The sequence below is a fragment of the Methylobacterium sp. J-088 genome (assembly GCF_022829295.1).
Classification (GTDB): Bacteria; Pseudomonadota; Alphaproteobacteria; order Rhizobiales; family Beijerinckiaceae; genus Methylobacterium.
Window position 1 is genome coordinate 1 of the sequence record NZ_JAKSYH010000256.1, and the last position, 23,960, is coordinate 23,960.

At 64.4% G+C, this 23,960-nt stretch carries 19 protein-coding genes and 1 pseudogene; 11 read left to right on the forward strand and 9 right to left on the reverse strand.

Annotation, left to right across the window (positions count from 1 at the left end):
• Positions 1 to 64 precede the first annotated feature (64 nt).
• From MKK63_RS27995 to MKK63_RS28025, 7 genes are all read right to left on the reverse strand, one after another.
• Entirely contained in the window at positions 65 to 691 is a 627-nt protein-coding gene (locus MKK63_RS27995) for a hypothetical protein (protein WP_244007307.1), read from the reverse strand.
• On the reverse strand, positions 669 to 1,085 hold the full coding sequence (locus MKK63_RS28000) for a hypothetical protein (protein WP_147939996.1): 417 nt from the start codon (positions 1,083 to 1,085) through the stop codon (positions 669 to 671). Before MKK63_RS28000 ends, MKK63_RS27995 begins: the two co-directional genes overlap by 23 nt.
• Positions 1,086 to 1,348: 263 nt before the next feature.
• Positions 1,349 to 3,994 (reverse strand): hypothetical protein, encoded by a 2,646-nt coding sequence (locus MKK63_RS28005; RefSeq protein ID WP_244007309.1) that lies wholly within the window; start codon positions 3,992 to 3,994, stop codon positions 1,349 to 1,351.
• A gap of 30 nt (positions 3,995 to 4,024) precedes the next feature.
• Positions 4,025 to 4,711 (reverse strand): hypothetical protein, encoded by a 687-nt coding sequence (locus MKK63_RS28010; protein ID WP_244007311.1) that lies wholly within the window; start codon positions 4,709 to 4,711, stop codon positions 4,025 to 4,027.
• Between the two features lie 345 nt (positions 4,712 to 5,056).
• On the reverse strand, positions 5,057 to 5,668 hold the full coding sequence (locus MKK63_RS28015; protein ID WP_244007313.1) for a MerR family transcriptional regulator: 612 nt from the start codon (positions 5,666 to 5,668) through the stop codon (positions 5,057 to 5,059).
• A gap of 182 nt (positions 5,669 to 5,850) precedes the next feature.
• On the reverse strand, positions 5,851 to 6,549 hold the full coding sequence (locus MKK63_RS28020; RefSeq protein ID WP_244007315.1) for an SH3 domain-containing protein: 699 nt from the start codon (positions 6,547 to 6,549) through the stop codon (positions 5,851 to 5,853).
• Between the two features lie 7 nt (positions 6,550 to 6,556).
• Positions 6,557 to 6,898, reverse strand: a complete 342-nt coding sequence (locus MKK63_RS28025) for an NINE protein (protein WP_147940001.1) — start codon at positions 6,896 to 6,898, stop codon at positions 6,557 to 6,559.
• Positions 6,899 to 7,109: 211 nt separating this feature from the next.
• Here MKK63_RS28025 and MKK63_RS28030 point away from each other — a divergent pair, with 211 nt between their 5' ends.
• The 4 genes and pseudogenes from MKK63_RS28030 to MKK63_RS28045 all read left to right on the forward strand — a co-directional run.
• The gene (locus MKK63_RS28030) at positions 7,110 to 7,706 is read left to right on the forward strand and encodes a recombinase family protein (RefSeq protein ID WP_147940002.1); all 597 of its coding nucleotides are present in this window, start codon (positions 7,110 to 7,112) and stop codon (positions 7,704 to 7,706) included.
• Positions 7,707 to 8,528: 822 nt separating this feature from the next.
• Positions 8,529 to 8,939, forward strand: a complete 411-nt coding sequence (locus MKK63_RS28035; protein WP_147940003.1) for a hypothetical protein — start codon at positions 8,529 to 8,531, stop codon at positions 8,937 to 8,939.
• 463 nt (positions 8,940 to 9,402) lie between these two features.
• Positions 9,403 to 12,045, forward strand: a complete 2,643-nt coding sequence (locus MKK63_RS28040; protein ID WP_147940004.1) for an MHYT domain-containing protein — start codon at positions 9,403 to 9,405, stop codon at positions 12,043 to 12,045.
• A gap of 53 nt (positions 12,046 to 12,098) precedes the next feature.
• A pseudogene (locus MKK63_RS28045) lies at positions 12,099 to 12,260 on the forward strand (aquaporin); the annotation flags it as partial.
• Between the two features lie 143 nt (positions 12,261 to 12,403).
• Here the strand turns inward: MKK63_RS28045 and MKK63_RS28050 are convergent.
• Positions 12,404 to 13,387 (reverse strand): sensor histidine kinase, encoded by a 984-nt coding sequence (locus MKK63_RS28050; RefSeq protein ID WP_244007317.1) that lies wholly within the window; start codon positions 13,385 to 13,387, stop codon positions 12,404 to 12,406.
• A 175-nt stretch (positions 13,388 to 13,562) separates the two neighbouring features.
• On the opposite strand from MKK63_RS28050, the gene MKK63_RS28055 reads away from it, so the two are divergent.
• The 7 genes from MKK63_RS28055 (at position 13,563) to MKK63_RS28085 (ending at position 22,389) form a co-directional block, all read left to right on the forward strand.
• Positions 13,563 to 13,937, forward strand: coding sequence for a response regulator (locus tag MKK63_RS28055; protein ID WP_147940005.1), 375 nt, complete (start codon positions 13,563 to 13,565; stop codon positions 13,935 to 13,937).
• A 246-nt stretch (positions 13,938 to 14,183) separates the two neighbouring features.
• Complete coding sequence (locus MKK63_RS28060) at positions 14,184 to 17,537, forward strand: PAS domain-containing protein (RefSeq protein WP_244007319.1); 3,354 nt, start codon at positions 14,184 to 14,186, stop codon at positions 17,535 to 17,537.
• A 261-nt stretch (positions 17,538 to 17,798) separates the two neighbouring features.
• On the forward strand, positions 17,799 to 18,032 hold the full coding sequence (locus tag MKK63_RS28065) for a hypothetical protein (protein ID WP_147940006.1): 234 nt from the start codon (positions 17,799 to 17,801) through the stop codon (positions 18,030 to 18,032).
• Positions 18,033 to 18,166: 134 nt separating this feature from the next.
• Positions 18,167 to 18,985 (forward strand): cytochrome b/b6 domain-containing protein, encoded by an 819-nt coding sequence (locus tag MKK63_RS28070; protein ID WP_409564568.1) that lies wholly within the window; start codon positions 18,167 to 18,169, stop codon positions 18,983 to 18,985.
• Positions 18,982 to 19,914, forward strand: coding sequence for a molybdopterin-dependent oxidoreductase (locus MKK63_RS28075; protein ID WP_244007323.1), 933 nt, complete (start codon positions 18,982 to 18,984; stop codon positions 19,912 to 19,914). The genes MKK63_RS28070 and MKK63_RS28075 overlap by 4 nt, the downstream gene beginning before the upstream one ends.
• Before the next feature lie 257 nt (positions 19,915 to 20,171).
• A complete protein-coding gene (locus MKK63_RS28080) occupies positions 20,172 to 20,978 on the forward strand; it encodes an alpha/beta fold hydrolase (protein WP_244007325.1) in 807 nt (268 codons plus the stop codon).
• A gap of 328 nt (positions 20,979 to 21,306) precedes the next feature.
• Positions 21,307 to 22,389 (forward strand): catalase family protein, encoded by a 1,083-nt coding sequence (locus MKK63_RS28085; RefSeq protein WP_147941667.1) that lies wholly within the window; start codon positions 21,307 to 21,309, stop codon positions 22,387 to 22,389.
• Positions 22,390 to 22,463: 74 nt separating this feature from the next.
• On the opposite strand, the gene MKK63_RS28090 is transcribed toward MKK63_RS28085, so the two are convergent.
• Complete coding sequence (locus MKK63_RS28090; protein WP_244007331.1) at positions 22,464 to 23,543, reverse strand: molybdopterin-dependent oxidoreductase; 1,080 nt, start codon at positions 23,541 to 23,543, stop codon at positions 22,464 to 22,466.
• Positions 23,544 to 23,960: the final 417 nt, after the last annotated feature.

The window sequence follows — 23,960 nt, forward strand, 5'->3', positions numbered from 1 at the left end:
GAGATCCTACCGGCTTGAGCCTCATGGTCGGCGATAAACGATGAAGGGGCCCGATCGGGCCCCTTCATCGTTCAAGCTGCGGCCGCCATTGGCCTGGTTTTACTCCGCCACAGCGGCCTGGAATTGGTCCGCCCTTTACAGCAGCGCATTCCTCAACGGATAGCGGCCTGCCCTTTGGCTGCATCTTCGTAACTTTGACGCTCGGCACATGGACTTGCCGTGTGAGCTCGCCGCGCCGCCACGAACGACTCAGCGCCGCTTTGCCAGCTGTGAGGACGTTGTTGATCGAAGAAGGCTTCAGCTCGCGTCGCCGAAGTTCATCGATGAAACGCTCGATCCGTGCGGGGCGCGTCGCGGCCCATACGCTTTCCAAATCGCCAAAGAACCTAACCCAATGATCGATGGCGTACTTCAGCCACTTCCGGGACGTCAGATGCTGACCGTGCTGGAGGTAGTACGCCTGGACAATGTCTGCGATTGGCACGCGGGTTACGTCCTGAACGTCGGGCGTGTCTCCAGCGAGATAGTGCGCCTTGAGCTCCTGAATGGCAGCATCAAGGTCATCGGTGCCGGTCGACTTGCGCCGCAGCTGCCGGCCGTCCATCCAGCAGATGCACCAGGCCGGGCTATTCGGTCGTTTGTCGAGCCAGAACTTGCCCGCTGCATGCTCACGCTTGGTGTACCGGCCCATCGGACGCTCCCGTCATAGCCATGTGCTTCCGCCCTCCCCCATTTCCTTGATGAGGAGCAGGGCCGCCCTCAGGATCAGCCGGAATGCTGCCGGGATCGCCGCCCCAGAGAAGGATCGAGCGCTCCCCAAACGCGAGGAAGTCGCAGAGCATCAACCCGAGGTACGCGACGGAGCCATCCCCGAGGGGAACATGAGGAATCTTGCCAGCGCGCCGCTTGCGCTTGAGGGTCGAGACATCGCCGCTTGCATTGCGCCGTTCCCCTGGCGGAATGAGCAGCGCAGCGGCAGCGCGCTCGCCGTATTGGCGGTGGGGATCGATGTCATACGCTCGGGCGACGCTGTGCCGGAGCTCGTGTAGTTGATCTTTGTCGATGCGGGTTGGGTCGATGGTCATGGGTGCCTCCGGTTGCGGACGCGACGACCCGATCGTCCGAGGCATGGCTCGGGCGTTCCCGCTCATCGTGCAACGGGACCTGGATCATCGCGATTTGGGTGTTGGCCCGAGTGCCCTGAGCCACGGGGGAGCGAATTAGACAGTCGGCCGTGTGGCTCGACTCTGCGTGCGATCTCGAGCGGGAGCTAACGCCTTATCCTACCTAGCTTATGGTCGCGCCTGCCGCCGCCTTGGTCGTTGTGAATGAAGGGAGCAGTGTCGTATCATTCCCTTCCAGCCTCACCTCGATCGCCTGAATTCGACACATGCTCACCCGGTGGATTCTCGTCGTCGGGAGGCCTTGAGGCATCCCCATCACCCGCCGTCGATGTGCTCGCCTCGGGGCGATATGCAGCCTGAGGGCCCTCCCCTGGCTCCTCGAACAGAAAGCCGATGTCGGTCTCGCCCACCGGCGGTCTAGGCAAGCTCGAGCCACGGGCAGCGAGTGCCTCGTCCAGTTCGTCTTCGGTCATCTTCGGGATCGGCGTGTGCTTGGGCTTAGGGCCGCGCTTCTCCTGCTCTGTCCCAGGCCAGTTGATCGCGATCCTTAGCCTCTCGTGGCCGATCCCCTGTTGCAGCCACGCGAGGATCGCAAGCGCCTCATCGGAGAAGTGTCTGGGGTCCGTCTCCGGCAGGTCCTCATCGCGCTTCGGTGCGGTGTTCTCGTAATTGAATGTGAGGGGTGCCTTGATCGGGTAGAAGCTGATGTCTCGGATGCTGTCGTTGACTGACTTACTTTCGTATAGGCCCTTCAGCATCACCTGATAGGGGAGCGGCCACTGGCCGGAGAACCTCCGGGTACTGACCTCTCTCCCAGTCAGCCATCGTTCGACGTCTTCCCGCGGCGTCCCGTTTAGGTCGATGAGGACATGCATATGCAGAAGGACCGCGTAACGAAGACCCGGGAAGTCAGCCTCGGGCAGATCCTTGTTGGCGGCGATACTTGCCCGCGCCTCATCCAGCAGCCGCATCTTCGCACGGAGCTTCATCCGGCGCCGCTCCGTTTCGAATGATATTCTCTCGTCCTTCTTGCGCTTCTTCGTCGGCTTACGCTCTTGTGTGGCGAGAACGCGAAGCGTCTTCGCCTTGACGCTGTGCTGATGATCCCCGCCGATCGCGTGACGGAGGTCGACGAGCTCCAGCTCGAACATGCCGGTCACGGCGATGCCAGGAAGCTGATCCTCCTTGATGATGCGGTAGAGCTTCTTCCGCTCGCGCTTCATCACCTTCTCGATCGAGCTCTTGAACTTAAGCCGCTCGGGGTAGTTCGTTTTTGTGATCGCGGTAAACTCGCGGTAGATGCACTGGAAGCCTTGAGCAAGCGTGACTATGTCTTCTCGTTCCAGCCGCGTCGCCTTGCGCAACTGCCAAAGGTACGCCTCGTACCGCTCGTCATCGCGGCAGGAGATGAGGTCAGAGGCCTCAAGGTCGGGCCGCCTTCGCTGGGATCGGAAGTGGGCTCGAGCCTCCTCGACGATATCGTTCCACCCTATCAGCCGGTCGGCGTCGGCCGTGACGTTGTCGGGGTGGTAGAACCGCCTGTCCCGGTCGTGAAGCCCGATCCAATCCTCGGCCAGCTCCAGACTAAGCCCGCGTTTGATCAGTGCAGCTGACATCGCGCTACGACGGTCTTTCTGCCAACGCCGTAGGTAACCGAGCATCTCGCGGTGGTCGCGTCGGATGACGGAAGCGGCGAAGTCCGCGAGGTGCTCTCGGTCGAGATCGGGGTCGGGGAGGACGATATCGTTGAGGATCGTGGCGTGCAGGAGATTGGACCGGGCGTGCTCAAGGTCGGCGCCGTAGCGCTGCTCTAACTGCGTTCGCGTATCCTCGATCAAGCGGCCTGAGAAACGGTTGCGGCAGCGGGTGCACCAGTATGAACCGCATGCGAGCCCCCCATGGGGACCACACCGCTCGATTCGGTCAGCGACCGAAGCCAAATGCGAGAGGTGAAAGTCTACCTCGAGATCGATGCTGTCGGTGTACGCTGCGCGCGCGGCCTCGACCCTGTGCTGGTTGGAAGTTACCGTACCGAGGACTTGATCGTAGCGGTGGCGTGTCTGCGCTACGACCTCCCTGGCACCTTGGTAGCGATTATCACTCTCGACGAAAGCGTTCAGCGCCGCGATGACGCGCGTTTTGCGGCCTTTGCCCCGGCGGCGGGATGCGGCCTTCGCGTCCTCCTCGGTAACGCCTCCCGCGTCTCGGACGTTTTTGGCGGCTTCAGCAAGCGCACGTAGGCCACTCGTCACCCGGATCTGCGGGAGGACTGTCGGCTTTGTAGGGTCGGTTGCGCGCGGAGGCGTCGACTCAGTAATGGCCTCTCTGAAGGACGCCTCGATGTCCTCATCCGTCCATGGTTCCTCTGCATCGTCGCCCCCCGATACCGATTGGGAAGCCCACGACCGGGGGTGTTTCGCAGACGCTTCTGGACCACTGTCTATGGAATGGTCGATCGCCTCCGCCGGATGTGTCGGAGAAGCAGTGCCGGTCGAAGACGAGAAACCGAAGGCGTCCATGAGGAGCGCCTCCCAATCCGCGTCCGCCGGGGGCTCATCAGACCTTTTGGCGGGCTCGGTCTCGACACCGCTGTTGGGTGGGCGCCGGCCGTCCAGTGCCGCCTCGTGAGCGACCACCGGGACGTAGGACGACCGATGGGTAGAATGATTACGATCGTCGCGACCTGGGTTGGCGTGCGCGACCGCGAACGTGTCGGCGGGGTGCGCGTTGGTGGCGGTCGCCGCAGCACTCTCAGGGTCTACCGCCGCCTTAATGTCGTCAGAGATGGTCGAGGTTCCGCTCACGCGCGAAGCCTCGTACCACTCTTCTTCGGTGTAGGCCCGCGGGTGGCTGATAAATTGCTTGGTCATTATCGAAGCTTTTGCTGTTAAAGAGAGTGTCTATTCAGTTCGAATTTTCGATCTGCGCGTGATGGCGGCGAACAAATCATCGAGGTCTATTAAAGACCTTTCATCGATGCCCAAAGCTTCGGCGTTGGCGGTGTCGAAAGCCTTGTATGTAGCGTCAGACACCCTCTTGCACGCCAGACTGTCGGTGGATGCATCCGAGCAGAAACTCGTGATGATCGATCGATGATGCGTCTCTGGGTCTATCCCGAAGCAGGAAGAAATGTGTATAAAATAGAATGGATCGTATTTCTCGCATGCGGCCGTGATAATATCTCGGATAGATTTGGGTATGAAATCCTGGACTATGAGGGCGAGTGTGATCCCCTCTATGGTCCCGATGTTCTCGGCCAGTTCGTTTTCTGTCGTGCTAAGGTGCATCGTGAAGCCCGCATTTTTTGCTGCTTCAATATACCTTGCCGAACCCTCGCCTTGGCCATGCCACAACCCAATCAGGGTGGTGGAGGGATGGTCCGCCTTGATCTGAGCAACAGTTTTCTCGAGAGCCAATAAGCCTTGAGGATCAATGATTGGAGCTGTTTTGTCGTCTTGCATCTTATTTGGCCTTTCTGTGATCTTTGGTGTTTGCCAGATTAGTTTAGTCATGGGATCCCGAATGATCTGTGCTGGATTGAAGACGTGATGCGCCGTTTGCCTGCGCAACGTGCTGTCGAGATGCATTTTTCAAGCGCAGCTAGAGCTTAAGAACCCGCATAGTAGCCGGCACCGTTCGCCGAAACCTTTTGGTTTCGTCGCCGCCGGAGATGCTACATTTGTATGGCTACGTGCGGCCCGTCTCTCGTCGGGCGAGATGTCGTACCAAATTCAAAAGAGCACTTCAAGAGAAGGCGTTTTGTGTCAATAGTTTATAGATTATCTACTAACAATAGGGACTAATTTGTGCGGCGCAGTATGGATCGTGAATCAATGCTGCGGCAGCACTTGGTATTGGTTATGCGATGACGCTGAAGTATATCTGAAGCTGCCTTGAGGGGTTGGACGGCTGGGTCACCGCCATCCTACCCATTAGGACCTTGCACGGGTCCTTTTGCGCTTCGGCTTGGAAAGCGGTGTCTCGGGTGCATCACCTTCCGGTGCTGCCTCTGCCATAGGTCCTTCCGCGGCCAGCTCGACTGCCGTTGATGCCTCTTCCTGTACCACGGCCGTGTCCATGGGCTGGCGGCTCTGACCCTGAGGCGCCTCGGTTGCATCCGGGTTCGGTGCGGGAGGGGGTTCTGCCGGCTCCGCTACCTCCGCCCCCTCCCCTGCCATGAGCCGATCAAACGCGTCCGCCTCGTCAATCGACCCACCGATGATGGCCACCGAGATCGCCTGCAGCCCGATACAGAGCGCCTTCATTCGCTCAGCCCGTTCGGCGATAGCTTCGGCCGCCACAACAACTTCTTCGCCGTTGCCTTCGCCCACCATTTCGATCAGCGCACGAATCTCGCCGATCTCCATCCCAAGTCCACGACCGAAGCGGACGAAGCGAAGGCGAGCGACGTCAACCGTCCCGTAGCGCCTCTGCCCCGTGCTCGTTCGTACCGGCTCAGGTAGCAGTCCTTGCCGCTCGTAGTACCGGATCGTGGGGATCTTTACCCCTGCCCGTTCCGATAGCTCCTTGATCGTGATGGCCATCTTTATCCTCGCGCTCTGTGACGCGGCGGACCCTCCCCCATCCTCCCCAGAGCTCAACGGCGCGACCTCGTGAAACTGTCTCCGGAAATCAGCTCACAGCCTAAGCTTGGCATTGTCGGAACCAGCATCATCGTGCAAACCCTCGTTTTTCGGACGAGCGGTACTGCGCTGACGATCTCGAATCATCGATAGCGCTGTGAGGCGTCTCGGCACACGAACCACCAGAGATTGTGCTCGTCTTTGTCCGAAAGCGGCGGCTCGAAGCGCGTACCTGGCTTCTCCTCGATCGGTGTCGAATAACCAGAAGGATCGCCGGTCAAACGGATCACCTCCGAGCTTCCCAGACGGCAATCGACGAGCTGCGCAGAAACGGTCACCTCGTTGGGGACGTCAGCCGTGGTCGAGCCACTTACGACCGACTGAGTCATGACCTTCCACCGGCCTTCGCCCGCAGCCTGCGTCTCGATCGCCGTGGATGTCGCCTTGAAGTCTTTGGGTCCCGTCGGGGCACCTGAAGCGCTGTAAGGCTTCAGAACCTTTGTTTCCTCGCGTAGGAAACGTGCGGACGCCCAGCCGACGAAGCTGCCGATGCGGATCTTGCACCAGAGTTGATCGCGGGCTGGCCCGGTGTCGCTCGGTTGTTGCCCGGTCTTCCCGTCGACGCAGCCGAGGTTCTCGAGCCCCCGAGTGTTCGGCGGTAGCGCGGTGATTTTGCGCGCGCTCGCGTTCGGCTGGGCTCGCAGGGCTAGAGTGTCATCTGCTCGCACGTCTCGGACCGCGAACCGATCCGGGCCGTACGCGGTCGCACGAGCAGGGCCGCTGGCGAGCGTGCACGTCAACGCCAGCAAAGAGAAGCGTGGCCAACGCTCGGAAATCCACATGCTGTGCTTACCGCCGGGAGAGCAGCTGCGGCGTGCTGGCGCCGATCTGCTCGGACGTCGTTGGCATCACCCCCGCAGGCACCGCGTTGATCGTGACGTTGAACACCGGGGCGACCGTGTTCGCCGACGATAGATGGCGAACGCCACCAGCGCCCTCACTGTTGGCCACCCGGACCATGTCGCCAAGCCGAAAAAGGTCGATCAGCTGCCCGATCCCGCAAAGGCCCAGCGTGAAGAACCACAGCAGACCCGTCCAGAACCGCCCGACATAGATCCGGTGCAGGCCGCACAGCAGGAACAACCCGCAGCCCCACAGAATGAACGCCAAGAACCCACTCTTCCGTCCCATCGCGCTTCTCCCCGTCAAAATCGCGCTGACCCGCTTCTGAGAGCCTGGGCAGCCGCAAGCTTGGCCACCCTCAGACAAACCAGCGTTTTTCGGAGGTCGGCTTCCGGCAGGATTTCGTCATGGGCAACGTGGCCTCCGTTGGCTCTCGAAACCGTCTCCGAGAAAGGGGCAGCGGACGCGAGGTCGCCGCAGGTGAGACAGGGAGTGGGACGTGCTGATCGGCTACGCACGAGTGTCGACCCAGGATCAGAACCCTGAGCTGCAGGTCGATGCTCTCGAACGTGCTGGATGCGATCGGCTATACGTCGAGAAGGCATCGGGGGCGCAGCGCGATCGGCCGGAGTTAAAGGCAGCGTTGGCATCGGTGTCCGCGGGCGACACGATCGTCGTGTGGAAGCTCGACCGCGTGGCGCGCTCACTCAGCCAACTGATCGCTACGTTCGACGATCTAGAGCTACGTGGGATCGGCCTTCGCTCGCTGACCGAGGCGATCGACACGACTACCTCCGGAGGCAAACTCGTATTCCACATCTTCGGAGCGCTGGCAGAATTCGAGCGGTCGATTATCCGTGAGCGGACGATGGCTGGGCTTTTGGCGGCGCGAGCCCGGGGAAGGCTCGGTGGGCGTCCGAAGTTGCTGAGCGCTTCCGATCTCGACGTAGCGAGGGTGCTGTTGCGGGACGGTACGTTGACGGTCAGTGCAGTCGCTGAGCGGCTCGGGGTGACGGCTTCAACCCTGTATCGCTACCTTCCGGCGGCTCGCTCGGCCCACCTAGAGAGTGTGGTCGAGCCGGTACCGACACCCTGACGGCACGCGCGAGATAGCTCGAATTAGACAGTTGGGTCACTGCGCACGCACCCGTGAACAAGCACCAAATGGACTAACTCATTGTTTCAACTGCGATTTGATGGACGCGGGCTGATGCCGAATGATCGAGGAGAGAAGTAGCAGTATCGTTATTAAACCGATTTTCTCGCACTCATTCTCGCCATGCTCGTATCGGTGCCAACGGAAGTAGATCATCGCGAGGATCGGTCATCGATGGCGTCATAGGCAGAGCTCGTTACAGTCGGGTTATAGCATCAAGCGTGACCAGCCCATTCTGGATCCAGCGCAATGGGGTAAGGGCAACCGGATAGTCAGATTGGACTGTGGACGCTGGTTCGCGCCCCTGAGCAGACGTTCTGCAATGCGCCCATCTCGGTCATTCGATCAGCCTCGGCAGCTCACCCATAGCGGACATTCATTGAGGCGGCTGTCATGGCGGGCCATTCGCATAAGCGTCGCCTAGGGAATTGATGCTGGTTCGATTGAACATTTAGCCGGTTGAGCCACTCGCCCGCGAGGGCACCAGAGACACATTGCTGCTTCCCCAAACCCGTCCACGTTTACGGATCATCGGTAGCAATGCGGTCGGGATGTGCGTGAGGCCTGGCAGGATATGATGATAGGGCCGCGTCGGTTGGCGAGCACCTAGCCGAGCGGACCCGGGAGAGCGCGTACAGCCCGATCATCGAACTTGCGGGCCTGCCGAATGCGGTCGAGACGGAGATGGCGAAGGCCGGCGTGGCGTTGTGGAAGGCGGCGGAGGCTTAGGCCGCGGCGGTCATGGTTAAGGAACAGGTGCGCATGGCGGGGGCGATCGCGGCAGAGCGGGAGCTCAGGCACGAGGCGCTTGGAATGGTCGACTTGCGCGACGCCGAGATTGAAATGCTTCGTGCCGAGATCGCGCGGCTCTTGGCGGAGCTTGGAGTGGAGCGCAAGCAGGCTGCGAAGGTTCGGGCACTGAAGTTGTGGCGACGCGTCATCCGGGACATCCAGGAGGTCCTGCCGGAGCGCGAGGCGCTGCACGTGAACAACATTACGGTTCGGATCGGCGCCGACCTTGTGGAGGAAGCCGGCAAGCATAAGCAGGAATGGAGCGTCGACACGGTCAGGGGGGCCATCGACGAGCGGGTGTACCGCAGGCGCCTGTTCGTGAGCGAGGGCGGCGGGCGCTACCGCAGGCGCAGGCCGGAGGACGGCGGCGTCGCGGCCTGATGGCCGCGCGCACAGGGACGCAACGATGTCTTACGGGCAAGCTGGCGCGCAATCGAAATCGAACCATACCCGTCGCGTTCGCGGGAACGGTATGATCGGCCGAACAACACCCGATGACCGGTATCACGGCGTTCCTGGCAGGCGTGGCGGTCCCGCCGCTGCCCACCATGCCGGAGAGCCCCACCGCGTACCGATGGAAGCGTGAGGCGCGGGCCTCCCAAGCCAATCCGTCCCGATCCCAAGTCGACGATGCATCCGTTCCGACGAGACTTGAGCGGAGAGCGACGAGGTACATCCCGGTCACGTCTGGGAACCCGGCGCACGGATTGTCTGGTGCCTGCGTGAATTCCCCGGGACATGTCGGTCGCCCGGTCGATCCCGAGCGTTGTCCTGGAACGGTCCCGCCTTGAAGTCCGCCCGGGTTGGTCGGGCACGAGCGGCTCACCCCCCCTACGGACTCCGCATGGTTCATACCGGTTACGATCCCGCCCTCGTCGCGCTTTCCATCGCCATCGCGGTGTTCGCCTCCTACACGGCCCTCGACCTCGGCGGACGGGTCCGCGGGGCTGCGCGCGGAATGCGTTGGGCCTGGGTCGCCCTCGCGTCCCTCGCGATGGGCGGCGGCATCTGGGCGATGCACTTCGTCGGCATGCTGGCTTTCGAGATGGGCATGCCCGCCGCGTACGACCTCGGCATCACCGCCCTGTCGCTCCTGATTGCCATCACCGCCACCGGCGCCGCCTTCGCCTGGGTCACCCGCAGGGGGGCGGGAACGCGGGACGTCCTCGTCGGCGGACCGCTGATGGGCATCGGCGTCGCCGGGATGCACTACACCGGCATGGCCGCGATGAGGGTTCCGGGCAACCTCGCCTACAGCCTTCCGGTGGTCGCCGTATCCGTGGCCCTGGCCGTCACCGCGGCGACCGTCGCGCTCTGGCTGACCTTCCGGCAGAACAGCGTCTGGCAGAAACTGTTCGCGGCCGCGGTCATGGGTCTGGCGGTCGCCGGCATGCACTACACCGGCATGGCGGCGGCGACCTTCACGGCGGAGGATGCCGGGGCGCGGGCGGCCCATGCCACCGGCGTCGGACTGAGCCAGCAGTACCTCGCCCTCTACGTCGCCGGGGCGACCTTCGTCATCCTCTTCATGGGGATGCTCGCGGCGTCCTTCGAACAGCAGCGCGTCCAAAGGCACCTCCATGTGAGCGAGGGACGCTTCCGGGCCGCGGCCGAGGCGGTCGGAGATATCATCTGGACCGCCGACGCCCGCGGCGCGATGGTCGGACCGCAGTTATACTGGCAAGCCTATACCGGCCAGTCCGAGGCCGAGTGCCAGGGTACCGGATGGGCCGAAGCCGTGCATCCCGACGACGTCGAGGCCACGAAGTCGGCGTGGCGGGACGCCGTCGCGGGGGACCGGGGGTATGAGCTCCGGCACCGCGTCCGGAACCGCGAAGGGGAGTACCGCCTGTTCGCGGTCAAGGGGCGGCCGGTCCGCAACCCCGACGGGACGATCCGGGAGTGGGTCGGCATCCACGAGGATATCACCGACCGCCACGACTACGAGGCGGCGCTGAAGCATGCCCGGGACGCGGCCGAGGAGCATAGCCGGGCGAAAAGCCGCTTCCTCGCCAACATGAGCCACGAGTTGCGCACGCCGCTCTCGGCGGTGATCGGCTACTCCGAGATGCTGGAGGAGGAAGCCGAGGAGCTCGGCCAGGAAAGCCTGCTCAGCGACCTCGGCAAGATCAAGACGAACGCCCAGCACCTGCTCGGCTTGATCAACGACGTCCTCGACCTCTCGAAGGTCGAGGCCGAGAAGATGGAGCTCGACCCCGAGGACATCGACGTCGCCGCCTTCGTCGAGAACGCCGCCGGCACTGTCGATGCGCTGGTGAAGCGGAAGGGGAACACCCTCGTCGTCGTGGTGGCCGGGGACGTGGGCCATGCCCGTACGGACGCGGTCAAGCTGCGTCAGTGCGTGTTCAACCTCCTCAGCAACGCGGCCAAGTTCACGGAGGGCGGCACCATCACCCTCCGGGTCGGCCGTGAACGCGGGGCCACCGGCGATTGGCTCGGTTTCACGGTGACCGACACCGGGATCGGCATGAGCCCCGAACAGGTCGGTCGCCTGTTCGAACGCTTCTCCCAGGCGGACGAGACCACCACGCGCAGGTTCGGCGGGACCGGCCTCGGTCTGGCGCTAAGCCGCGCCTTCGCCCGGTTGCTGGGTGGCGACATCTCTGTCGAGAGCGTCGAGGGCGAGGGCACCAGCTTCACCATTCGCGTGCCGGCGGCGGTGGCCGATCACGCCGGGGAGAAGGCCCCGATGGTGACGTCCGATGACCCGGCGCCCTCGGGGGATCTGGTCCTCGTCATCGACGACGAGGCGTCCCAACGCGAGTTGATGACCCGGTTCCTGGAACGTCAGCGCTTCGCCGTGCGGACGGCGGGGGACGGGCGAACCGGCCTCGACATGGCGAGATCGCTCAAGCCCCGCGCCATCCTCCTCGACGTGATGATGCCCGACATGGACGGTTGGTCGGTGCTCGCCGCGCTCAAGGCCGACCCGGACCTCGCCGGCATCCCCGTGGTCATGGTCAGCTTCGTGGCCGACGCGACCCTGAGCGCCTCGCTCGGGGCGGTCGAGGCCGTTCCCAAGCCGGTGGACTGGACCCGCCTGAAGGCGATCCTGGACCCGTTCCGGGCGGCCGATGGCGACGTGCTCGTCGTCGACGACGATCCGGACATGCGTCACAGGCTTCGGAGCACACTTGAGCGCAATGGCTGGACCGTCCGGGAGGCGGGGAACGGCGCCGAGGCCCTCGACCAGGTCCGGCATGGCCTACCGCGCCTCGTGCTGCTCGACCTCACCATGCCGGTGATGGACGGGTTTTCGTTCCTGCATCGCCTCCGGGAGCTGCCGGACTGCTCGGACATCCCGGTGGTGGTGCTCAGCGCGAGGAACATCACCGTCGAGGAGCGCAATCGGCTCTCGGAGGCGGACGCCGTCCTGCGCAAGGGCGACACGAGCCTTCAGGACATCGCCACGGAAGTTCGCAAGCTCGACAATCGCCAGGCGGATATCGCGGGAAAGGTCGCCTGAAGGGAGCCGGAGGACGTCTGAACCGATGCCTGCGAACACTCGGTTGACCTCCGGGCCCATCCCGGGGGGGACATTGCAATCCCGCCGTCACGCTCGGGCTGTGGTCGGCAGGCCGGTGCGCCAACCGGCACGTACTTCCCTACGTCGTCGCCCAGGTCCTCGGCGCCGTCGCGGGCGCCGGGGTGCTGTACCTGATCGGGTCCGGCAAGGCGGGCCACCCCAAGTCTGAAGGACCGGAACCGGGAGGCGTTCTAGGCCACGCGTGCCATCCCGGGTCCCTACGAGACCTCTATCGCATCCTGCATAGATCGCAGGTGCGCTGGATGTGGGCCGGGGCGACGACGAGGGTCTCGTCGGGTCAAGCGGTCGGAACAACCATTTCGAAATGCATCCCGCCGGAATCGATGGTGCGGCTGAACCGGCCTCGCAGACTGCGTTCGATGGTCATCCTGAGGAGGCGCGAGCCGAACCCGGTGCCCTCGGCCTTGGCCGCCCCGGAAGACGCAGCTCCTTCCGCCCAGGTGAGCCTGAGCGCATCCCCGTCGATCTGACCCGTCAGATGGAGCGCCCCCGTGCCCGACAGTGCCCCATACTTGGCCGAGTTGGTCGCGAGCTCATGGAAGATCATCGCGTAGTCGTTGACCCGGTCCGGCGACACGACGGCGTTCCCGGCGATATCGACGACGATGTTCGCCCCGTTGCGGTACGGGGCGAGGATACGCTCGGCCAGATCCTGCAGCCTGACATTGCCCTTCTCATGCTTGTGCGAGCGCGTCGCCAGGGTGGTGGCCTGGTGAAGGACGCCGAACCGTCGGGATAGGTCCTCCACGAAATCCGTCGTCGACTTCGCCTCCCGGGCGACCACGGCGGTGAGCGCTCGGGCCACGGTGAACATGTTCGAGACGCGGTGTTCGAGTTCGGCGGTCAGCAGGTGTTCGGCCTCCTCGGCGCGCTTGCGATCCGTGATGTCGAGGAAGATGGCCTGGACCCATTCGCCGACTTGACCCTCGTCCCCGCCCACGCCGCGGGCGGAAATCCAGCGCGCGTCGGGACCGTCGCCGATCCGGAAGTCGAAGGCGTAGGCATGCGGGTCGGTCGCGCTCGCCGCCCAGTCGAGCATCATCGCGTCCCGGTCCTCGGCGTTCACCTTCGCGAACAGCACATCCAGGCCCACGACGGTCTCCGACGTTCCCCAGAACTCCCGACAGAGACCGTCGAGTTGGGCCAGGCGCCGTGTCGGCGACCAAGCCCACAGGCCGACGCCGCCCCGGTGGATCGCGGCGGTGAAGCTGGCGAGCGTCCACTCGTCGCCGGTCAGTGCGGCATCGTCGATCATAGGCATCCCGGATCGTACCCTGGGTCGGGAAACCCGACTTTGATCACGGATACGGAAACCCGTCGGGGGCCGGTTCGCTCCCACGTCGAGGTTGAGAGCGCCGATGTTGTGCTTCACCCGCGGCCGTTTCGCAATCGTCATTCGTCGGGCAACGGATGGCATCATTCAATGTTGACGAGCGATGTCTGCGCAGCGCCCCCCGGAAATTTCGGTCATCCTCGTCGTCGAGGACGAGGACTTCGTACGGATGGTGGCCGTAGACATGCTGGAGGATGCCGGCTTCGCCGTCGTCGAGGCGCGCCACGCCGACGAGGCATGGTTCATCCTTCACGAGAGGTCGGACATCGACGTACTCTTCACCGACATCGACATGCCGGGCTCCATGGACGGGGTCGGCCTGGCCGAACGCGTCTACGCGAACTGGCCCGATATTCGGCTGGTCCTGACTTCGGGACGCCATCGGTTCACCGACCGGGAGATGCCCGATCACGGTCGGTTCGTGCCGAAGCCCTACGCCGCATCCCAGGTCATCGACGCGATCCAACACGCGGTGTGACGCCGGTCCCGTCATAGTTCCAGGCGTATCCGGATTGCCGCCGGCGATCCGGATCTCGCTTGGTGCGTCGTCCACGAATGTCCGCAATTAAACGTGATGACGGTCATCCGGCGATGCGTCGCGTCCGTCTGACGGGTCGCGTAGAACCATCCGCTGGGCGACGACCCCCCAATCCGTCCATAAGGCCAACATCATCCGGGCTGGATTGCCCCCAAGGCGACGCGCGTGAAAAGCAGTTCCTTAGACGTGACGTCACCGTCCGCCAGGGCGGACACGGTCCGGCGCGACACCCATCGCATCCTGTCCGAGATCGCGGGCGGGGACGGGCTCACCGACCCGTTCGCGGCGGCCGTGCGGGCCACGCGCATGCCGATGATCATCACGGACCCCCGGCAGCACGACAACCCTATCATCTTCGCCAACCCCGCCTTCTGCCGGCTGACGGGCTACGCACCGGAGGAGGTGATCGGGTACAACTGCCGTTTCCTGCAGGGGCCCGAGACCGATCCGCATGATGTGTCGCGCATCCGGGCCGCCATCGCCGAGCGGCGCGGCATCGAGTTGCCGATCCTGAACTACCGGAAGGACGGCACCACCTTCTGGAACCAGTTGCTGCTGGCGCCGGTCGAGGATGCCAAGAGCGAGGTCGCGTACTTCTTCGCCAGCCAATACGACGTCACCGCCGACACCAGGCAACTGACCGCCCTGAGGGGCGAGAACGATGTCCTGTCGGCGGAACAGGCCATCAGCGCCGACCGCCTGCAGTTCAGCGAGACGGTGCTGCGCCTCGCCACCGAGGCCGCCGAGATCGGGATGTGGGACCTCGACGTCCTCACCGGCTCCCTGACCTGGTCTCCGCGCACCAGGCCGATGTTCGGTTTATCCCCGGACGCGGCCTACGACCTGACGACCTTCGTGGAAACGCTGCATCCCGATGACAGGGACGCGACGATGGCTGCGTTGGCCGCCATGATCGATCCCGCCCAGCAAGCGGCCTTGGACGTCGAGTATCGCATCGTCGGCCGGGAAGACGGGGTCGTGCGCTGGCTCGCCTCCAAGGGTCGTGGCGTCTTCGACGAACAGGGTCGGTGCGTTCGCGCCATCGGCATCGTCCGCGAGGTCACCGAACGTGCCGAGGCCGATCTCGCCCGCAGGGAGGACGAGAGGCGGCGCGCCACGCTGCTCGAACTGAACGACCGGCTCCGCGACATCCAGGACCCCGGCGCGCTCGCCTACACGGCCTGCGAGGTGGTCGGGGGCATCCTCGGCGTGAGCCGGGTCGGCTACGGCGTGATCGACAAGGTCGCCGAGACCATCGCCATCGAGCGCGATTGGAACGCCCCGGGCGTCGAGAGCCTGGCGGGCGTGCTGCGCTTCCGCGATTACGGGTCGTACATCGACGACCTGAAGCGGGGCGAAACAGCAATCGTCGCGGATGCGCGGCTCGATCCGCGTACGCGGGACAAGTCGGGTGCGCTGGAAGCCATCAGTGCGCGCTCATTCGTCAACATGCCCCTGGTCGAGCTGGGCTCATCGGTGGCCCTTTTCTACGCCAACCATGCCGTCGCGCGTTCCTGGTCCAAGGGCGAGCTGACGCTGATGCGTGAGGTCGCCGAGCGGGTTCGGCTCGCGACGGAGCGCTTGCGTTCGGAGCGGGCCCTTCGCGCCAGCGAGGAGCAGTTCCGCGTCCTCGCCCAGGCCATCCCGAACCAGATCTGGGCGGCCAGGCCCGACGGCTATCTCTACTGGTTCAACGAGCAGGCATACGCCTACGCGGGCACCGCGCCGGGGACGATGGACGGCACCACCGCATGGGGCCGCATCGTCCATCCTGACGACCTCCCCGCGGCCGGGGAAGCCTGGACCCGAGCCTTGGCGAGCGGCACAGTGTACGAGACCGAATTCCGCATCCGGCGTGCCGACGGAGCCTACCGATGGTTCCTGGTTCGAGCCGAGCCCGTCAGATCTCCGGACGGCGCCCTCGTCCAGTGGGTCGGCACCAACACCGACATCGACGAGCGGCGGCGCCAGTCCGTCGAGCTCGCGGAATTGAACGCAACCCTCGAACGCCGCGTCGAGGAGCGGACCCGCGAGCGTGACCGTACTTGGAAGGTCTCCCAGGACCTGATGGTCGTCATCGACGGTGTCGGGACCTTCAAGGCGGTGAGCCCGGCGGCAACGCGCATCCTCGGCCGGCGACCGGGCGAGATGATCGGCCGGACCGTGTTCGACTTCATTCACCCCGACGACATCGCCCTGACCGTCGCCGCGCTCACCGAGGCCGTCGGCGCCGAGATCGCCCGGGTCGAGAACCGGTACCGCCACGAGGATGAAAGCTATCGCTGGCTGTCCTGGACGGCGGCACCGGAGGGCGAACTCGTCTACGCCACGGGGCGAAACGTCACCGCCGAGAAGGTGCAGGCCGAGGCGCTGCTGCGGGCTGAGGAGCAGCTCCGGCAATCGCAGAAGATGGAGGCTGTCGGGCAGCTCACCGGGGGCCTGGCGCACGATTTCAACAATCTGCTGGCGGGTATCTCGGGCAGCCTGGAGCTCCTGCAGACCCGGATGGCGCAGGGCCGGCTGACCGACCTCGACCGATACATCAACGCCGCCCAGGGCGCCTCGAAGCGGGCCGCGGCGCTCACTCACAGGCTCCTGGCGTTCTCCCGTCGCCAAACCCTCGATCCGAAGCCGACCGACGTGAACAAGCTCGTCGGTGGCATGGAGGATCTCGTCAGGCGCACAGTCGGGCCGGCGGTCCATGTCGAGGTGGTCGGGGCTCCCGACCTGTGGCCGGCGCTGATCGACCCGCCGCAGCTTGAGAATGCCCTGCTCAACCTGTGCATCAACGCCAGGGACGCGATGCCGGACGGTGGACGCATCGCCATCGAGACCGCCAACAAGTGGCTGGACGACCGGGGGGCGAAGGAACGCGACCTGCCGCCGGGGCAGTACCTCTCCCTCTGCGTGTCCGACACCGGCACCGGAATGACGCCCGACGTAATCGAGCGTGCGTTCGACCCGTTCTTCACCACCAAGCCCATCGGCCAAGGTACCGGCTTCGGCCTTTCGATGATCTACGGATTCGTGCGGCAATCGGGTGGCCACGTCCGGATCTACTCGGAGATGGACGAGGGCACGACGATGTGCCTGTACCTTCCACGGCACTACGGCGAGGCTGAGGCGGCGGACGCCCTGGGCTCCCTCAGCGACGCGCCGCGCGCCGAGAACGGTCAGACGGTGTTGGTCGTCGACGACGAGCCCACCGTCCGGATGCTCGTCACCGAGGTGCTGGAAGATCTTGGCTACACCGCCATCGAAGCGGCCGACGGGCCGGCCGGGCTTAAAGTCCTGCGCTCGAACGTGCGCATCGACCTGCTGGTGACCGACGTCGGTCTGCCCGGCGGCATGAACGGGCGCCAGGTCGCGGATGCGGCGAGGGTCACCCGACCGAGCCTGAAGGTTCTCTTCATCACTGGCTATGCGGAGAACGCCGTGGTCGGCAACGGCCACCTCGACCCCGGCATGGCCGTGCTCACCAAGCCCTTCGTGATGGAGGCTCTGGCGTCGCGTATCCGGGAGCTGTTCGAATCGACCTAGCGACGGGCCGGTGATCATGGCGTTCCGGTCACCACCCTCGAACAGGCTGCGCGGCGGGCTTGAAACTTATCGTCGACCGATCCCGTAGCCATACGTGACGACGAATGGTCCCCGTGTTTGAAGCCTCGGCTTGAGCGCGCGAGGAGTATTGCCAAGATTTTTCACCAGGAAAAATCGACCTAATATTTATCGGAACAACGATAGAATAATCCGGTTTCCCAGGAGGTTGAATAGATCATTCACCTCTACGGGAGATATTCGATGAAGAAGTTCTCGCTCGCCTTGACCGCGCTGACCGCCCTTGGCGGCATCGCCCTCGCGGCCGGTTCGGCCACGGCCGCACCAATGTCCGTCAACGGCCTCCAGTCCGAGAGCGGCGTCACCCAGGTCCGCATGATGCACGGCGACCGGATGATGATGAAGAAGCGCATGATGCGGAAGCAAATGATGAAGCGCCGCATGATGAAGAAGCGGATGATGAACCGCGGCATGTGATCGCCGACGCTTACGGAGGCCCCGTCACGGGGGTCTCCGCCTTGGACGATCAATATCCCGAGGGAGACCGTTTGCCTCGCACCTACCTGACGCGCTCCGCGCCCGATACGGGCGAGGTCGAGCGCCGCCGATGGATGTTTCGGCATCCTGTGGTCATCCGCCTAACCCACTGGATCAACGCGATCTGCCTTTTGGTCCTGCTCATGAGCGGCCTGCAGATCTTCAACGCCCACCCGGCCCTGTACTGGGGTAAGGTCTCGACCTTCGACACGCCGCTGATGGGGATGTCCTCCACAGAGGACGATCCGCCCAAGGGCGTGACCGCGGTCCTCGGGCATTCCTTCGATACCACCGGCTGGCTCGGCTCCTCGGCAGGCGCGGATGGCCAGGCCGCCGACCGCGGCTTTCCAGCCTGGGCGACCCTGCCCAGCGACCAGGATCTCACCGGCGGCCGCTCCTGGCACTTCTTCTTCGCCTGGGCCTTCGTCCTGAACGGTCTTGCATACCTGCTTTATGGATTGGTCAGCGGACAGCTTCGGTTCCGCGTGATCCCGTCCCGCGACCAGATCTGCCATTTCGGCGCTTCGATCTGGGAGCACCTGACGCTGCGCTTCCCGCAGGGCGACGAGGCCAAGCGCTACAACGTCATCCAGAAGCTGACCTACCTCGTGGTGCTATTCGTGCTGCTGCCGGCGCAGCTCCTCGCCGGCCTCGCGATGTCCCCGGCGATGGACGCGGCCTTCCCGTTCCTGTTGACGCTGTTCGACGGGCGCCAGTCGGCACGCACGATCCATTTCGTCGTGGCGGCCCTGCTGGTCCTGTTCGTGGTCGTGCACATCGCCCTAGTCCTGCTCTCGGGCTTTTGGAACAACATGCGTGGCATGCTCACCGGCTGGTTCGTGATCGAGCGCAAGGTCGAGCCGGCACCCATCACCGGGGAGACCCGGGTATGAGCCGCCTTCCGAACCGACGGGCCCTCCTGACGGGGGGTTCCGCCGCAGCCGCGGCGGCTATGCTCGGCGGTTGCGACCGCCTCGGCAGTGCGGAGTGGTTCCGGCGCACCCTCAAGACCGGCGAGGACGCCAACCTGTTCGTCCAGCGCCTGCTGCTCACCGACCGGACGCTGGCCCCGGAATACGCCGAGGCCGACATCTCGCCGTGGTTCAAGCCGAACGGTACCGAGGACCCGCCGGACAAGGCATACAAGGCCCTCGCGAAGGCTAAGTTCGCCAAGTACCACCTGGAGGTCGACGGCCTCGTGGAGGCGCCCTTCAAGCTGTCCCTGGCCGAGCTCCGCAAGCTTCCCGCCCGCACCCAGATCACCCGGCACGATTGCGTCGAAGGCTGGAGCGCCATCGGCAAGTGGACCGGAGTTCTGCTTTCCGACCTCTTGTCTCGGGCCAAGCTCAAGCCCGAGGGGCGCTACGTGGTGTTCCACTGCGCGGACACCATGGACCAGGGCGAGGACGACGGCGGAGCGGACACCGCGGAGGATGGCGGCTCCGACGAAACAATCCCTGCCGGCAATGCCAACCCAGCCATGACGAAGCAATCGGGCGGTGGGGAGAGCAGGAAGGACTCCGGCGGCCAGCAGGCGTCTGAGGACACTGCGGCCAGTGGTGGATCACCGGTCAGGTACTACGAGAGCATCGACCTCGTGGACGCGTTCCACCCGCAGACGATCCTCGCATACGACATGAACGGCAAGGCACTCCCGGTCTCGAACGGCGCCCCGCTGCGGCTGCGGGTGGAACGCAACCTCGGCTACAAGCAAGCAAAGTACGTGATGCGCATTGAGGTGGTCGAGAGTTTCGCCCACATCGGCGATAGCAAGGGCGGCTACTGGGAGGACCAGGGCTACGCCTGGTACGCCGGCATCTGAGTTGGCGCGGACGTGACGTCTTCGTCTCCGCGAGCTTTGGAAGCGCAGCTCTCTCCTGGCGAACTCCGGTAGGGCCTTCGCGGCGACATCCGGCGCTTGCAAAACTGCAAAGTACAGTCGGCCTTGCGCCGCGTAGCTGGCAATCAGACCGGCGACTTGGCCTCGAAGCGTCCGATATGAGCGGCTCGCGGACCTAAATGGCACTCCCGGCCTGACGAAATCTGCGACGGACCAATGTTCGGATTGCAGCGCGAACATTGAAGGACAATGCCATCATGTTCCTACATTTTGAACGCGTCGGCACGGGCCGGCCGCTACTGATGGTCCATGGGCTGGGGGCCAATCTCCGCACCTGGGATCCGCTCTTAACCGCATTGCGCGGCTCGCGCGAACTGATCTTGGTCGACCTGCCGGGACATGGCAGATCGACCCCGCTCGCGGGCCGGCAGACGGTGGAGGCCTATGCGGACGCCCTTGCCGGCTTCGTGCAGTCGCAAGGCCTGACGACAGCGGACCTTGTCGGCAGTTCGGTGGGGGGCCGGCTGGTGCTGGAGCTGGCACGGCGGGGCATCGGTCGGCACTGCGTGGCGCTCGATCCCGGCGGTTTCTGGCGCGGGTGGGAAACGCGCTGGTTACACTGGACGCTCGCGGCATCGATACGCCTGGTGCGATTGCTGCGGCCCTTGCATCCTGGCCTGTCGCGCCACGCCGTCACCCGTACGCTGCTGCTGGCCCAACTGTCGGCCCGTCCGTGGGTGCTGCCACCGCAGCTTGTCGAAGAGGAGCTGCAGAGCCTGGCGGCCACACCGGTGTTCGATGCGATGCTGCGTGAGCTGGCACGCGGGCCGTTGCAGCAGGGTTCGGCAAAGACCCCCGGCCTTGTCACCATAGGCTGGGGCCGCCAAGACCACCTGCTACTGCCGCGCCAGGCTGCACGCGCCCTGAAAGCCTTCCCGTCGGCCCATCTGCACTGGTTTGAGCGCTGCGGCCACTTCCCGCATTGGGATCAGCCTGCCGAGACAGCGCGCGTAATCCTCGAAACGGTTGGGAAGGACGCGCCCTGAAATGGCTTGTCGCACGCACGAGCCCGCGGCCCTCCACGGGTCGTAGAGCGTATCGGCCGAGCTTGCCGCCTCCGCTCTGGAGCCGGTCTATGGTCCGGTCTTCTATTGCCGTGAAAAACGAAGCAGCGCTTCAAAGCCAACTTATAGCGCAGCCGAACTCAGGCAGACTTTCGACGGACGCGAAGTCGTCCTGGACCGAGAACGGCCCCCGGCGCCCTCGATGTTCGGAACGGGATCCCGTCTCCGACTCAATACGTCGAACCCCGAATCCGCTGCGCTCTTATGCGTTGCGGTCCGCTTCAGTTCCCCGATCCCCGTGAGGAAGAACATGACCTACCTTCGATACGCACCCGACATCGAGAAGCCCGATCCGGACGAGCAGAAGACGATTGACGGCATCATCAAGGGAATGACGCAGCAATCGGAGACCGTCGAGGCACGCGAGCACCATGCCGTGCGCGCCAGTCACGCGAAGAGCTCGGCTTGCGTCACCGGCGAGTTGACGATTGCAGCCGGCTTGCCGCCCGAACTGGCCCAAGGGTTGTTCGCCACGCCCGGCACCCACCCCGTGGCGGTCCGGTTCGCGCAAGGGCCAGGCGAGACCCTGGGTGACCGGGTCTCGACCCACCGCGGCATGTCCATCAAGGTGTTCGACGTGCCCGGGGAAAAGCTGCCCGGCCATGCCGTCGACACCCAGGACTTCGTCCTCGCGACGGGCACTACCTTCCCCTCCGGAACCGCAGCCGGCTTCCTGCGGGACGGCACCGTCATCGGCAAGTCCACGGGATTGCCCGAAGGGGTCAAAAGCGCAGTTTCGTCGACCATGCGCAACCTCAACCGCGCGCTGCACGCCTTCGGGACGGAGAGCGCTCTGGCCGACTTCTTCGGCCATCCCTACAACCATCCCCTCGCCGACAGCTACTTCAGCCAGGCGCCGGTCCGCTTCGGCGACTACGTGGCCAAGCTCGGGGGCGTGCCCTCGACGGAAAGCCAGCGGGCCCTGTCCGAATGGCGGCTCGATCCGCATCAGGACGAGGACGGCTTCCGTCATGCGACGGTCGCCTTCTTCCGGGAGCACGAGGTGGTGTTCGAGCTGAGGGCCCAACTCTGGGCCGATGCCGAAAGCCAACCCATCGAGGACGCCTCGGTCGACTGGCCGGTCTCCATCAGCCCCTACCGTACGGTCGCGACGCTGCGCCTGCCCCGTCAGGATGCCTATGCACCGGAACGCGTGCGGTACTTCGACGAGGTGATGACCTTCCGTCCGGCCCACAGCCTCGCGTCTCACCGTCCGCTTGGTTCGGTGATGCGGGCGCGGCTCCAGGTCTACCGGGCGTTGAGCGATTATCGCCATCGCGAGAACGGCGTGGCATCCCAGGATACCGCGCGGATCAACGAAATTCCCGGTTAGGACCCAATGCACCGGGACGTTTTTTCACTGAATAATTGTTTCGTGACGACTGTATGCGCAAGGTTAGCCTTGCCTTAGGTGACGCTTATCCGCACCCGGTGCCAGCAGGTGCAAAGGTAGCCTTTGTGGTTCCAGGTATCGTCCGGCAGCGCCGGCTGGGTCTGGCCGGCCGCGTCCCAGGCACGGACCGCGAGTTCGTGTTCGCCTGGCGATAGATCGAGTTCGACGCTCCAGAACGTCCAGGCGAATGGTGAACCGGCCTGATGCTCCAGATCAGCCTGGACCCAGGATCGACCGCCATTGCCAGAGACGTCAACGCGGACGACGGCTCGGTCACCGGCCACGGCGTAACCGCGAACCTGGGTCACGCCCGCCTTGAGGGCAGCTTCACGCGCAGGTTCGCAGATCGCGGCGTTCAAAGGCATCAGGTCGATGGTGTGCCCCTGGGTGGGGTCGGCCGTCTCCGCCGTCACGTGGGGCGGGTACAGCTTATAGTCACCGGCCTGAATTGGATTGTTTGAGGGATGATCCTGCACGATCAGGCGCCGGAGCCATTTGGGGCTGCGCACGCCTGCGAAACCCGGCACAACCGCGCGGACAGGGAAGCCGTGCTCGGGGAGCAGGGCTTCGCCATTCATGGCGTACGCCAGCAGGGTTTCGGGTGCCAGCGCCTTGGCGAGCGGGATCGATGCCCCGTACGGGTGGCCCTCCACCGTGTCGTGGCTCTCGAAGGCCACGTGGAGGTCCATGCCCTCCGCGATCCCAGCCTCGCGCAGGACGTCGCCGAGGCGTACCCCGGTCCACTCGGCCGTCCCAATAGCGCCTGCTTCCCACGGGTCACCGGAAACAGGGGCGACCGCTCGCATGTCGGCGCGACGATTGCCGGCACACTGCATCGTGGCGGTCACCGTGAACTCCGGAAAACGGTTGCGTAGGTCCGGCAGCGAAAACTCCAGTGTCGTGTCGGCCCCGCCATCGACGGTGAGGCGCCAGATTTTAAGGTCGAGCGCCGGTAGGTCGCCGTGGGAGCGGACGTAGAAGTCCTGTACCGATGTCCGATAAGAGGCGCGCAATCGCCCAAGGGGCGGCTCAGCGTTGTAGGGCTGGTCGCCGTGGACGATCAGGCGAGCCTTGCGCTCCGACAGACTCGACATCGGTGCTTCCGTTCGGATGGGGACACGGACGTGAACGCGTTGACGGCGGCAAGGCTCAATGGAGAACGAAAAACGATTTTCGTGTTGGGCATTGACCATGGGGACGGCGCACCGCCAAGCCCGCCGTTCCCATCTATCGACTGGCAATGGTGACAAACGCCATTGGCTTGCCGACTAATTTCCCGGAGCCCAGCATTTGGGACGATAATTTTGGGCACCCTGGAACAGACCCAAGAAATGCAAACAGGCCGCACCATGGGGTGGCGGCCCGCTGATCGTTATGCGGGTCGAACTGCTTTCCACGCATCGGTGGGAAACCGGATATCGCCACCGCGACCAAGGGCGTCGAGGATGCTCCGATCGCCTTTGGCTTAACCGGCCGGCCTTGTCAGTCACTTTCAGACTTACTGCTGAACA

Bases quoted from the DNA above. Each gene is read 5' to 3' on its own strand.
- MKK63_RS27995 (WP_244007307.1), bottom strand. From the start codon at position 691: ATGGGCCGGTACACCAAGCGTGAGCATGCAGCGGGCAAGTTCTGGCTC.
- MKK63_RS28000 (WP_147939996.1), bottom strand. From the start codon at position 1,085: ATGACCATCGACCCAACCCGCATCGACAAAGATCAACTACACGAGCTC.
- MKK63_RS28005 (WP_244007309.1), bottom strand. From the start codon at position 3,994: ATGACCAAGCAATTTATCAGCCACCCGCGGGCCTACACCGAAGAAGAG.
- MKK63_RS28010 (WP_244007311.1), bottom strand. From the start codon at position 4,711: ATGCATCTCGACAGCACGTTGCGCAGGCAAACGGCGCATCACGTCTTC.
- MKK63_RS28015 (WP_244007313.1), bottom strand. From the start codon at position 5,668: ATGGCCATCACGATCAAGGAGCTATCGGAACGGGCAGGGGTAAAGATC.
- MKK63_RS28020 (WP_244007315.1), bottom strand. From the start codon at position 6,549: ATGTGGATTTCCGAGCGTTGGCCACGCTTCTCTTTGCTGGCGTTGACG.
- MKK63_RS28025 (WP_147940001.1), bottom strand. From the start codon at position 6,898: ATGGGACGGAAGAGTGGGTTCTTGGCGTTCATTCTGTGGGGCTGCGGG.
- MKK63_RS28035 (WP_147940003.1), top strand. From the start codon at position 8,529: ATGGCGGGGGCGATCGCGGCAGAGCGGGAGCTCAGGCACGAGGCGCTT.
- MKK63_RS28040 (WP_147940004.1), top strand. From the start codon at position 9,403: ATGGTTCATACCGGTTACGATCCCGCCCTCGTCGCGCTTTCCATCGCC.
- MKK63_RS28050 (WP_244007317.1), bottom strand. From the start codon at position 13,387: ATGCCTATGATCGACGATGCCGCACTGACCGGCGACGAGTGGACGCTC.
- MKK63_RS28055 (WP_147940005.1), top strand. From the start codon at position 13,563: ATGTCTGCGCAGCGCCCCCCGGAAATTTCGGTCATCCTCGTCGTCGAG.
- MKK63_RS28065 (WP_147940006.1), top strand. From the start codon at position 17,799: ATGAAGAAGTTCTCGCTCGCCTTGACCGCGCTGACCGCCCTTGGCGGC.
- MKK63_RS28070 (WP_409564568.1), top strand. From the start codon at position 18,167: ATGTTTCGGCATCCTGTGGTCATCCGCCTAACCCACTGGATCAACGCG.
- MKK63_RS28075 (WP_244007323.1), top strand. From the start codon at position 18,982: ATGAGCCGCCTTCCGAACCGACGGGCCCTCCTGACGGGGGGTTCCGCC.
- MKK63_RS28085 (WP_147941667.1), top strand. From the start codon at position 21,307: ATGACCTACCTTCGATACGCACCCGACATCGAGAAGCCCGATCCGGAC.
- MKK63_RS28090 (WP_244007331.1), bottom strand. From the start codon at position 23,543: ATGTCGAGTCTGTCGGAGCGCAAGGCTCGCCTGATCGTCCACGGCGAC.